Below are 11,564 nucleotides of genomic sequence, written 5' to 3' on the forward strand. Positions count from 1 at the left end.
CGTGGGACACGCCCTGCATTTCGAACTAGAACACGTTACAGTTTCCTCGTGGATGAAGAGGCGATCAACGCAGTTCGCGCCGTCGTCGGCGAGGTGCTCGAGCGTGAGGCGGATGCCGGGTCGTGGACGGCCTGGGCCAGCTCCGGACTCACCTCCCTGGCGGTGCCGGAGGACCAGGGTGGCGAGGGTCTCGGGCTCACCGAGATCGCCGTCCTGCTGCGCGAGGCCGGCCGCGCCGGCGTGCAGGTCCCCGCGTGGGAGACCCTCTGCTGTGGAGCGCTGACCCTGGCGTCCCATGGCACGGAGGCGCAGCGCAAGGAGCTGCTCCCCGGCGTCGCCGCCGGCGAGATCGTCCTGACGCCCGCCCTCCGGGGCGAGGCGAGCCATGCGGACGGGCGCGTGTCCGGCCGCAAGGTCGCCGTGACCCACGCCGATGCGGCGCACCGCCTGCTCGTCACCGCCCGTGACGGCGACCGTGACGTCGTCGCCCTCGTCGACCCGCAGGGCCCCGGCGTCACGCTGCTGCCCGCGAGCGCATCGAGCGCGACCCCGCAGCACACCGTCGTCCTCGACGACGCCCCCGCCGACGTCCTGGAGGACGGCGCCGCCGCCCGCCTCGACGACCTGGCCCGGGCGGGCCTCGCCGTGCTGGCGGCCGGCGTGCTCGCGGGCGCTCGCGACCTGACCGCCGACTACGTCAAGGGACGTCGCCAGTTCGGGCGTGCCCTTGCCGAGTTCCAGGCCGTGTCGCTCCAGATGGCCGACGTCTACGTCGCCTCGCGCACCCTCGACCTCGCCGCCGACAACGCGGTCTGGCGGGTGGCGGAGGGACTGCCGGCGGGGGAGGACCTCGCCGTCGCCGGCTACTGGGCCAGCCAGGTGGCGCCCTACGCCTTCCGCACCTGCCACCACCTGCACGGTGGCATGGGCGTCGACATCACCTATCCGCTGGTCGGCTACACGACCTGGGGCACCGACCTCGCCCACGTGCTCGACACGACCGCCGCGCAGGTCCCGGTCGAGTCCAGCGCGACGAAGAACCTGGAGCTGACCGACGAGCAGCGCGCCCTCAAGGCACGGCTGCGCGACTACTTCGGCGGTGTCGCCGCGGAGTACGCCGGCCAGCACGACCCGGATCCGGTCGAGGGAGCGTGGGACCGGCACGGCCCGACGTACTCCCGACTGATCCGACAGCTCGGCACCGACGGCTGGATGGGCGTCGGCTGGCCGAAGGAGTACGGCGGCCACGGGCTCGGCGAGATCGAGCAGACGATCTTCGCCAACGAGGCGCAGTACGCCGACGTGCACCTGCCGTCCGTCACGCTGCAGACCGTCGGCCCCACCCTGATCCGCTACGGCACCGAGAAGCAGAAGGACCTGTTCCTCAAGCGGATCCTCGAGGGTGACGTGCACTTCGCGATCGGCTACTCCGAGCCCGACGCCGGCACCGACCTCGCCTCCCTGCGGACCACCGCGAGGAGGGACGGCGACCACTACGTCGTCAACGGCCAGAAGATGTGGACCACCGGCGGCCACCACGCCGACTACCTGTGGCTCGCGGTGCGCACCGATCCGGACGCGCCGAAGCACAAGGGCATCTCGATCCTCATCGTGGACACCAAGGACCCCGGCTACAGCTGGACGCCGATCATCACGGCCGACGGCTCCCACCACGTCAACGCGACCTACTTCAACGACGTCCGCGTGCCCGTCGACATGCTCGTCGGCGAGGAGAACCAGGGCTGGCGGCTGATCACGACCCAGCTCAACCACGAGCGGGTCATGCTCGGCCCGGCCGGCAGGATCGAGGGCCTGCGCGACCGGGTCGTCCGGTGGGCCGACGCGGCGGGTGTCCGCGACGAGCCCGACGTGCGCGACCTGCTCGGAAAGACCACCGCCGTCTTCCGCATCAACGAGCTGCTGAACTGGGAGGTCGCGCGTGCCGCGGCCTCGGGCGAGCTCAAGGTGGCCGACGCGTCGTCGTCCAAGGTCTTCGCGTCCGACCAGGTCCAGCACCTGCTCGCCGACCTGGTCTCGCTGGTCCACCGCCACGGCGATCCGGGCGACCCGGCGACCAGGGAGCTGCTCGACTACCTCGACGGCCAGGCCAAGCGCAACCTCGTCATCACCTTCGGTGGTGGGGTCCAGGAGGTCCAGCGCGAGCTGATCTCGATGTTCGGCCTCGGTCTCCCGCGGGTTCCGCGATGAGCGCCGCCGAGGAGGCCCGGGAGCTCGTCCCGGCGGATGTCCACGCCCGGATCACCGCCGAGGCCGACCGCATCGCCGGCTACGGCGAGACCGCCGAGACCCTCGCGCCGTACCCGGTCAACCAGGCGACGATCGGGACCTGGCTCGACGCGATGGGCTATGACAACGCACGCTTCCGTGAGGGCGAGGCACCGCCGTCGATGGCCCAGGTCTGGACCATGCCGGGCCTGGGGCGCAAGCGCTCCGACGACGACCCCCTGCACTCGATGATGGGCGTCCTCACCGCGGAGGGCTTCACTGCCGTCCTCGGCACCAACTGCGAGCAGACCTATGAGCGCTACCTCAAGGTCGGTGAGCAGCCGCGGGTGACGACGGCGCTCGAGTCGGTGGTGGGTCCGAAGGCGACCGGCATGGGCGTCGGCTACTTCGTGACCTCGCGCAACACCTGGTACGTGGATCGCGAGGACGGCACGTCCGAGAAGGTCGCGACCATGCTCTTCCGTGTGCTCAAGTTCATCCCGCGGACCAAGGCGCAGTCGTGACCGGCCCGGTGCGCCCGGTCGTCAACCGGGACAACGCCTACTTCTTCGAAGGTACGCGCGATCAGGAGCTGCGCCTGCAGAAGTGCAACGCCTGCGGCGTCCTCCGGCACCCGCCCGGGCCGGCGTGCCCGGACTGTGGTGCGTTCGACCGTGGCCACGTCGTCGCGGCCGGCACCGGCACGGTGTTCTCGTTCCTGGTCCACCACGCGCCACAGGTGCCGGGCAAGGAGCTGCCGCTCGTCATCGCCCTGCTCGACCTCGACGAGGGCGTGCGGATGGTCGCCGAGGTTGCCGGGGTGCCACCCGAGGGCCCGGACGGCCTGCAGATCGGCGAGCGCCTCGCCGTGGACTGGAACGTGATCGACGACGAGCTGACCCTGCCGATCTGGCGTCGGGTCGAGGGGAGCAGGGCATGAAGGTCGGGGACCGTCTGGCGGAGTGGAGCCTCCCGCTCACGCCGACCACGATCGTGAGCACGGCCATCGCGACCAGGGACTGGCAGGACGTCCACCACGACCGCGACATCGCGCAGGCGGCCGGCTCCAAGGACATCTTCATGAACATCCTGACCAGCAACGGCCTGGTGGAGAAGTACGTCGCCGACGCCCTCGGTCACGACGTCCTCATCAAGGGGATCTCGATCCGGCTGGGCGCTCCGGCCCACCCCTACGACACGCTCACGTTCGCCGGTGAGGTCACCGCGGTGGAGGACGGCGAGATCACCCTCAAGGTCGTCGGGTCGGTGTCCCTCGGCGACCACGTCATCGGCACGGTCCGGGTCGCGGCATGACCGGCGACCGAACACTGTCGGGCAAGGCGTCGATCGTCGGCATCGGCGCCACCGAGTTCTCCAAGGAGTCCGGCCGCTCGGAGCTGCAGCTCTCCGTAGAGGCGATCCGTGACGCGCTCGCCGACTGCGGTCTCACGCCCGCGGACGTCGACGGTCTGGTCACCTTCACGATGGACACCTCCTCGGAGATCGCCGTCGCCCGCGAGCTCGGCATCCCCGAGCTCCGCTTCTTCAGCCGGATCAACTACGGCGGCGGCGCCGCCTGCGGCACGGTGCAGCAGGCCGCCATGGCGGTGGCGACCGGCGTCGCGGACGTCGTCGTCTGCTATCGCGGATTCAACGAACGATCCGGCCAGCGCTTCGGCCAGGTGCAGAACTGGGCGGCAGTCCAGGTCAACACCAACGGCCTCGACAACGCCTGGACCTATCCGCTCGGCCTCAGCACGCCGGCGGCCACCGTGGCCATGCAGGCGCGTCGCTACATGCACGAGTTCGGCGCCACCTCCGAGGACTTCGGCCGGGTCGCGGTCGCCGACCGCAAGCACGCTGCCACCAACCCGAAGGCGTTCTTCTTCGGCAAGCCGATCACCCTCGAGGACCACCAGGCCTCGCGGATGATCGCCGACCCCCTACACCTCCTCGACTGCTGCCAGGAGTCCGACGGCGCGGTCGCGATCGTGGTGACCTCGCCCGAGCGGGCGCGGGACCTGGCGCAGCGGCCGGCACACATCGCCGCTGCGGCGCAGGGATCGGCGCGCGACCAGTTCGTCATGACGTCCTACTACCGCGACGACATCGGCATCCCCGAGATCGGCGTGGTCGGACGACAGCTGTGGCAGCAGGCGGGCATCACGGCCGCGGACCTGCCCATGGCCATCCTCTATGACCACTTCACGCCCTACGTCCTCATGCAGCTGGAGGAGCTCGGCTTCTGCGGCCGCGGCGAGGCGAAGGACTTCGTCAAGGACGGCGCGCTCGAGGTCGGCGGCCGGCTCCCGATCAACACCCACGGCGGGCAGCTCGGCGAGGCCTACATCCACGGCATGAACGGCATCGCCGAAGGTGTGCGGCAGATCCGCGGCACCTCGGTCAACCCGGTCGCCGACGCGCACCACGTGCTCGTCACGGCCGGCACGGGCGTGCCGACCTCGGGGCTGATCCTGTCGGCCTGACGGAGATGCCGATCGTCCGGGGTGAGACCCGCCACAGCGCGCAGCCCGCGCGGTGTGGGACGATGGGAGCAAGAGCTCGCGTGCTCTGGGGTCGGTGAAACTCCGAGCCGGCGGTGACTGATCCGAAGCCTCGTCGCTTCGCTCAGAAGTCCGCGACCCGATCGCAGCCAGTGATCGGTTGACCAGGTGGAAATCCTGGACCGACGGTCAAAGTCCGGATGGGAAGTGCACGCACGAGCGTCGTGACGGTGAGCGCAGTCCGCCCACCCCGCGACGTCCTGCCAGCCCCGGAGCCCGTGACACCACGGACCAGAGAGGCCAGCAGTGACCACCACTCCGCCGGAGAGCTTCGCTCGGGAGTACGACGCCATGCGTCGCGCCCTCGTGCTGGCGGCCACGCCCGGCGTACCCCTCCACCCCAACCCGCGGGTCGGCTGTGTGCTGCTGTCCCCCGAGGGGGAGGTCGTCGGTGAGGGCTTCCACCACGGCGCGGGCACCCCGCACGCGGAGGTGGAGGCGCTGGCCGCGGCCGGTGAGCGCGCCCGCGGCGCGACGGCGGTCGTCACGCTCGAGCCGTGCAACCACACCGGTCGCACCGGACCCTGCTCGCAGGCGCTGCTGCAGGCCGGCGTGGCGCGGGTCGTGGTCGCCCAGCGCGACCCCAACCCGGAGGCCCAGGGCGGCCTCGACGTCCTCGCGGCGGCGGGCGTCGAGACCGACGCCGGACTGCTGGCCGACGAGTCCCTGGCCCTCAACCCCGCGTGGACCTTCGCGCACGTGCACGGCCGGCCGTTCGTGACCTGGAAGTTCGCGACCACGCTCGACGGCCGCAGCGCCGCCTCCGACGGGACCTCCCGCTGGGTGTCGTCCCGGGCGGCCCGGCTGGACACGCACCTGCTGCGCGGGCTGTGCGACACCATGCTCGTCGGCACCAACACGGTCGAGGTCGACGACCCGCACCTGACCGTCCGTGACGCCGACGACGTCCTCGCGCCCGTGCAGCCACTGCGGGTGGTGATGGGGGAGCGCGACCTCGATCCCGCCCGTCGCGTCCTCGACGACGCGGCCCCGACGGTCCACCTGCGCACCCAGGACCCCGCGAAGGCGTTGGCGACCCTCTATGCCGAGCACGACCGGCACCACGTCTTCCTGGAGGGCGGGCCCACCCTCGCCGCGGCCTACCTCAAGGCCGGACTCGTCGACGAGGTCGTCACCTACGTCGCGCCGATGCTGCTGGGCGCCGGGAGGTCCAGCGTCGGCAAGCTCGGAATCCGCACGATCGACAAGGCGTTGCGTCTCGAGCTGGTCGACGCGACCGTGCTCGGCGCGGGCGAGGAGGCCAACGTCCGCCTCGTCATGAGGCCTGGGTCTCGAGGCTCGCAAGCTCGCACCTCGACCGACGAGAGGAACTGAGGAGATGTTCACCGGCATCGTCGAGGAGCTCGGCACCGTCACCGTCGTGGAGGACCAGGGCGACGCGGTCCGCCTGACCATCGCCTGCGACGTCGCCATCAGCGACGCAGCGCTCGGCGACTCGATCGCCGTCAACGGCTGCTGCCTCACCGTCGCTGACCTCACGGCCACGACCTGGACCGCCGACGTGATGGCCGAGAGCCTCGCCAAGACCAGCCTCGGCGGCATCGCCGTCGGCGATCAGGTCAACCTCGAGCGTGCCGTCACCGCGGAGACGCGGCTCGGCGGCCACATCGTCCAGGGCCACGTCGACGGTGTCGGCGAGATCGTGTCGCGGTCGCCCAGCGAGCACTGGGAGGTCGTGGAGATCGCCCTGCCCGCGGAGATGGGCCGCTACCTCGTCGACAAGGGCTCGATCACCGTCGACGGCACGTCCCTGACCGTGGTCGAGGCCGGCGACGCCAGCTTCACGGTCAGCCTGATCCCCGAGACCCTCGCCCGCACCACGCTCGGCTTCCGCGCCGTCGGCGACCGGGTCAACCTCGAGGTCGACGTCATCGCCAAGCACGTCGAGAAGCTCGTCCGTGCCTACACCAGCCGCAGCACCACCAGCAAGGAGAACTGACATGTCCGTCCGACTGGACCCGGTCGAGCAGGCGATCGCCGACATCGCCGCGGGCAAGGCCGTCGTCGTCGTCGACGACGAGGACCGTGAGAACGAGGGCGACATCATCTTCGCCGCCAGCAAGGCGACGCCCGAGCTGATGGCCTGGACGATCCGCTACTCCAGCGGTGTGATCTGCGCACCGATGCCCGGCGACATGCTGGATCGGCTCGAGATCCCGCTGATGACGCCGCACAACCGGGACGCCTACCGCACGGCGTACACGATCTCGGTCGATGCCCGGGACGGTACGACGACAGGCATCTCGGCCGCCGACCGTGCACGGACCGTGCGCACCCTCGCCGACTCGGCCACCGAGCCGTGGGAGCTCACCCGACCGGGCCATGTGTTCCCGTTGCGCTACCGCGAGGGTGGTGTGCTGGTGCGCCGCGGCCACACGGAGGCTGCCGTCGACCTCTGCCGCCTGGCGGGCCTGACCCCGGCCGGCGTGCTGGTCGAGGTCGTCAACGACGACGGCACGATGAAGCGTGCTCCGGAGCTGCGCGCGTTCGCGGACGAGCACGGCCTGGCGATGATCTCCATCGAGGACCTGGTCCGCTACCGGCGCCGGGTCGAGCGGCACGTCGTCCGTGAGGCGGAGACCCGACTGCCCACGACGCACGGCGAGTTCACCGCGATCGGCTACACGATCACCGTCGACGGCAGCGAGCACGTCGCGCTGGTCTACGGCGACCCGGTGGAGGTCGCGGCCAACGGTCCGGTGCTGACCCGGGTGCACTCCGAGTGCCTCACGGGAGACGTGTTCGGGAGCAGCCGCTGCGACTGCGGCCCGCAGCTGGACGAGGCGATGGACCGCATCGTCGAGAACGGCAGTGGTGTGGTCGTCTACCTGCGCGGCCACGAGGGCCGGGGGATCGGCCTGGTCGCCAAGCTGCAGGCCTACCAGCTGCAGGACGGCGGTCGCGACACCGTCGACGCCAACCTCGATCTGGGCCTGCCGGCCGACGCGCGTCACTACGGCGCCGCGACGCAGATCCTCAAGGACCTCGGCGTCGAGGAGGTCCGGCTGCTGACCAACAACCCCGACAAGGTCAGCTCGCTGGAGGACTACGGCATCAAGGTGTCCGAGCGGGTGCCGTTGACGCCCCACCCCAACGGCCACAACCTCGCCTACCTGCTCACCAAGCGCGACCGCATGGGGCACGACCTGCCCGACCTGATCGATCCCGAAGGAGACCGCTGACATGGCCGGACACGGCGCCCCCGACCTGGTTCCCGTCGACTGCCACGACCTGAGGGTCGCGGTCGTGGCGGCGAGCTGGCACACCGAGGTGATGGACGGACTCATCGCCGGCGCCCAGCGGGCGTTCGCGGACCACAAGCTCGAGGAGCCCGTCGTCGTGCGGGTCCCGGGCGCCTTCGAGCTCCCGGTGACGGCGGCCGCGCTCGCGCCGTCGTACGACGCGGTCATCGCGCTCGGTGTCGTCATCCGCGGCGGCACGCCCCACTTCGACTACGTCTGCAACGCGGCCACGGACGGGTTGACGCGGGTGTCGCTCGACCACGTGACCCCGGTCGGATTCGGCCTCCTGACCTGCGACGACGAGCAGCAGGCCCTCGATCGCGCGGGCCTGGAGGGTTCCAGTGAGGACAAGGGCTACGAGGCGGCGTCGGCCGCCCTGCAGACCGCGGCCACTCTCAAGAAGGTCCGCCGGGGCTACGCAGGGTAGGTCCCGATAGGCTGCCTCCCCGTGAAGACGTTCGACGAGCTGTTCGCAGAGCTCAGTGAGAAGGCGCAGACGCGGCCCGAGGGCTCCGGGACCGTCCGGGCGCTCGACGCCGGCGTCCATGCGATCGGCAAGAAGCTGATCGAGGAAGCCGCTGAGTCGTGGATGGCCGCCGAGCACGAGGGTCCCGAGGCGACCGCGCTGGAGATCAGCCAGCTGCTCTATCACGCCCAGGTCCTCATGATCGCGAGCGGGCTCACGCTCGAGGACGTCTACAGCCACCTGTGAAGGTCACCCACGCATGTTGAAGATCGCCGTCCCCAACAAGGGCGCCCTGTCCGACACCGCCTCCACGATGCTGCGCGAGGCGGGCTATGCCCAGCGCTCGGACTCCAAGCAGCTGACCAAGCTCGACCCCGACAACGGCGTCGAGTTCTTCTACCTGCGTCCCCGTGACATCGCCGTCTACGTCGGTGAGGGCACCCTCGACGCCGGGATCACCGGTCGCGACCTGCTCCTCGACAGCCACGCCAAGGCGAGTGAGGCACTGCCGCTCGGGTTCGGCCGCTCGAAGTTCCGGTTCGCGGCGCGGCCCGGCACCGCGGCGACCGTCGCCGACCTGGCGGGCAAGCGGATCGCGACCTCCTACGACGGCGTGGTCGCCCGCTATCTCGCCGGCGAGGGCATCGACGCCACGGTCGTGCGGCTCGACGGAGCGGTCGAGACGAGCATCCAGCTCGGGGTCGCCGACGTCATCGCCGATGTCGTCGAGACCGGCAGCACGCTGCGCAACGCCGGACTGGAGGTGTTCGGCGACGTCATCCTCGAGTCGGAGGCCGTGATGATCACCCGCGACGACGCCGACCGCTCCGCTCTCGAGGTCTTCACCCGGCGGCTCAAGGGCGTGCTCGTGGCGCGGACCTTCGTGATGATGGACTACGACGTCCCGGCCGAGCACGTTGAGCGCGCGGCGGCGATCACCCCGGGGATCGAGAGCCCGACGGTGAGCCCGCTGCGCAAGGAGGGCTGGTTCGCGGTGCGGTCGATGGTGCCGCGGTCCGACGCCCAGCGCCTGATGGACGAGCTCTACGACCTCGGTGCGCGCGCGATCCTCACCACCGACATCCATGCCAGCAGGATCTGAGCCCGTGACGCTCCCACGGACCTGGCGGCCGCTGGGCCCGCGGATCGCGGCGCCCGCCTTCGCGCTGATCCTCGTCGCCGCTTTCGCCGCGCTGTGGCTGCGCTTCGACGAGTCGACGAAGGACTCGGTCAACGTCCTGCAGAAGCTGACCATCTTCGCGATCGTCGGCCTGGCGATGGCGTTGCTGTTCGCGATGGCCCGGTCACGGGTCGAGGCCACGACCGAGGGGCTGGTCGTGGTCAACGGCTATCGGCGCCGGACGATCGAGTGGGCCGAGGTCGGCACCGTGCGGGTGCCGCAGGGTGCGCCATGGCCGCACCTGGACCTCGGCGACGACGAGCGCGTGTCCCTGATGGGGATCCACACCTCGGACGGCCGGCGGGCCGAGATCGCGGTGCGCGAGCTGCGTGCTGTCGTGGCCGACCACCGCGTCGACTGAAAAAGACTGCTTTTCATCCTTTCGCAAGGTTTCGGTTCCATCTGGTTTCGGGACTTGTCTAGAGTCACACTGACCGTTTCACACCTGCGCAAAGGATCTAGGACACATGGCTGTTTCGCTCACCAAGGGTGGCAACGTTTCGCTGACCAAGGAGGCCCCCGGTCTCACGGCGGTCAACATCGGTCTCGGTTGGGACGTCAACTCGTTCGCGGGTGGCGAGTTCGACCTCGACGCCTCGGCCCTGCTGCTGACGGCGGCCGGCAAGGTCCTCTCCGATGCCCACTTCATCTTCTTCAACAACCTGACGAGCCCGGACGGCTCCGTCACCCACGCCGGTGACAACCTGACCGGTGAGGGCGACGGCGACGACGAGGTCGTCCAGGTCAACCTCGGCATCGTGCCGCCGGACGTCGACAAGATCGTCTTCCCGGTCTCGATCTACGACGCCGACACCCGTGCCCAGAACTTCGGCATGGTGCGCAACGCGTTCATCCGCGTCGTCAACCAGAACGGTGGCGCCGAGATCGCGCGCTACGACCTGAGCGAGGACGCCTCCACCGAGACCGCGATGGTCTTCGGCGAGCTCTACCGCAACGGCGCCGAGTGGAAGTTCCGCGCCGTCGGCCAGGGCTACGCCTCCGGCCTGCGGGGCATCGCGCAGGACTTCGGCGTCAACCTCTGAGGAGGGGCACACACCATGGTCGACTACACGAAGAAGCCGAAGGCGACACCCCCTCCGGCATCGCCTCCGCCCCCTCCGGCAGGTGGAGCGACGCCCCCGCCGCCTCCGCCGCCCCCCGCGGGTGGCGGTGCCCCGCCGCCTCCTCCCGGCGCCCCGGCACCGGCCGGCGGCGGCGTGAACCTCTCCAAGGTCTCGCTCACGAAGTCCAGCCCGACGGTGTCGCTGACCAAGGGCAGCGGCGCGAGCGGCCAGATGCGGATCAACCTCAACTGGGCCCAGGGCGGTGCCGGCGCTGGTGGCGGCGGCTTCCTCAAGCGGGCCTTCTCGGGCGGCAACAAGGTCGACCTCGACATCGGCTGCCTGTGGGAGACCACCGACGGGGACAAGGGTGTCGTCCAGGCGCTCGGCAACGCGTTCGGCAACCTCAACGGTCCGCCCTACGTGTTCCTCGACGGTGACGACCGCTCCGGCACCAACACCGGTGGCGAGAACCTCATCGTCAACCTCGACCAGCTCGACCGGATCCGCCGGGTCCTGGTCTTCGCCTACATCTACGAGGGCGCGCCCAACTGGGCCGCTGCCGACGGTGTGGTCACCATGTTCCCGGTCGGCTCGGCGCCGATCGAGATCAAGCTGGACGAGACGTCCAACGACAAGCGGTTCTGCGCGATCGCCCTGCTCACGAACGCCGGCGGCAGCCTGCGCATCGACCGGCAGGTGCAGTACATCGCGGGCACCCAGCGCAACGTCGACGAGGCCTACGGCTGGGGCATGAACTGGACGGCCGGACGCAAGTGACGCTTGCCTGCGCCACGTCGCTGC

General features: G+C 70.4%; 14 protein-coding genes and 1 riboswitch. All 14 genes read left to right on the forward strand.

From position 1 onward, the window contains the following. The first annotated feature begins 48 nt into the window (after positions 1-48). The 14 genes from E9934_RS03545 (at position 49) to E9934_RS03610 (ending at position 11,540) form a co-directional block, all read left to right on the forward strand. Positions 49-2,208, forward strand: coding sequence for an acyl-CoA dehydrogenase family protein (locus E9934_RS03545; protein ID WP_136561402.1), 2,160 nt, complete (start codon positions 49-51; stop codon positions 2,206-2,208). Next, a complete protein-coding gene (locus E9934_RS19980) occupies positions 2,205-2,750 on the forward strand; it encodes a MaoC family dehydratase N-terminal domain-containing protein (protein ID WP_136561403.1) in 546 nt (181 codons plus the stop codon). The genes E9934_RS03545 and E9934_RS19980 overlap by 4 nt, the downstream gene beginning before the upstream one ends. Beyond that, positions 2,747-3,166: a Zn-ribbon domain-containing OB-fold protein gene (locus E9934_RS19985; protein WP_238694733.1), complete on the forward strand. Its 420-nt coding sequence runs from the start codon at positions 2,747-2,749 to the stop codon at positions 3,164-3,166. The genes E9934_RS19980 and E9934_RS19985 overlap by 4 nt, the downstream gene beginning before the upstream one ends. Beyond that, positions 3,163-3,540, forward strand: a complete 378-nt coding sequence (locus E9934_RS03560) for a MaoC family dehydratase (protein WP_136561404.1) — start codon at positions 3,163-3,165, stop codon at positions 3,538-3,540. Before E9934_RS19985 ends, E9934_RS03560 begins: the two co-directional genes overlap by 4 nt. Further along, entirely contained in the window at positions 3,537-4,712 is a 1,176-nt protein-coding gene (locus E9934_RS03565; protein ID WP_136561405.1) for a lipid-transfer protein, read from the forward strand. Before E9934_RS03560 ends, E9934_RS03565 begins: the two co-directional genes overlap by 4 nt. 76 nt (positions 4,713-4,788) lie before the next feature. Beyond that, positions 4,789-4,947, forward strand: a riboswitch (FMN riboswitch). A gap of 134 nt (positions 4,948-5,081) precedes the next feature. Then, a complete protein-coding gene (ribD, locus tag E9934_RS03570; protein WP_136561531.1) occupies positions 5,082-6,125 on the forward strand; it encodes a bifunctional diaminohydroxyphosphoribosylaminopyrimidine deaminase/5-amino-6-(5-phosphoribosylamino)uracil reductase RibD in 1,044 nt (347 codons plus the stop codon). A gap of 4 nt (positions 6,126-6,129) precedes the next feature. Further along, positions 6,130-6,750 (forward strand): riboflavin synthase, encoded by a 621-nt coding sequence (locus E9934_RS03575; RefSeq protein WP_136561406.1) that lies wholly within the window; start codon positions 6,130-6,132, stop codon positions 6,748-6,750. A gap of 1 nt (position 6,751) precedes the next feature. After that, the gene (locus tag E9934_RS03580; protein WP_136561407.1) at positions 6,752-7,993 is read left to right on the forward strand and encodes a bifunctional 3,4-dihydroxy-2-butanone-4-phosphate synthase/GTP cyclohydrolase II; all 1,242 of its coding nucleotides are present in this window, start codon (positions 6,752-6,754) and stop codon (positions 7,991-7,993) included. Between the two features lies 1 nt (position 7,994). After that, entirely contained in the window at positions 7,995-8,480 is a 486-nt protein-coding gene (gene ribH / locus E9934_RS03585; protein WP_136561408.1) for a 6,7-dimethyl-8-ribityllumazine synthase, read from the forward strand. Between the two features lie 21 nt (positions 8,481-8,501). Then, positions 8,502-8,765, forward strand: coding sequence for a phosphoribosyl-ATP diphosphatase (locus E9934_RS03590; RefSeq protein WP_136561409.1), 264 nt, complete (start codon positions 8,502-8,504; stop codon positions 8,763-8,765). A gap of 13 nt (positions 8,766-8,778) precedes the next feature. Next, positions 8,779-9,621: an ATP phosphoribosyltransferase gene (hisG, locus tag E9934_RS03595; RefSeq protein ID WP_136561410.1), complete on the forward strand. Its 843-nt coding sequence runs from the start codon at positions 8,779-8,781 to the stop codon at positions 9,619-9,621. Positions 9,622-9,625: 4 nt separating this feature from the next. Continuing rightward, complete coding sequence (locus E9934_RS03600; protein WP_158294915.1) at positions 9,626-10,060, forward strand: PH domain-containing protein; 435 nt, start codon at positions 9,626-9,628, stop codon at positions 10,058-10,060. Positions 10,061-10,166: 106 nt separating this feature from the next. Continuing rightward, a complete protein-coding gene (locus E9934_RS03605) occupies positions 10,167-10,742 on the forward strand; it encodes a TerD family protein (RefSeq protein WP_136561412.1) in 576 nt (191 codons plus the stop codon). A 174-nt stretch (positions 10,743-10,916) separates the two neighbouring features. Then, on the forward strand, positions 10,917-11,540 hold the full coding sequence (locus E9934_RS03610; protein ID WP_136561413.1) for a TerD family protein: 624 nt from the start codon (positions 10,917-10,919) through the stop codon (positions 11,538-11,540). Positions 11,541-11,564 lie beyond the last annotated feature (24 nt).

Origin of the sequence: Nocardioides caeni (assembly GCF_004912195.1) — a bacterium.
Classification (GTDB): Bacteria; Actinomycetota; Actinomycetes; order Propionibacteriales; family Nocardioidaceae; genus Nocardioides; species Nocardioides caeni.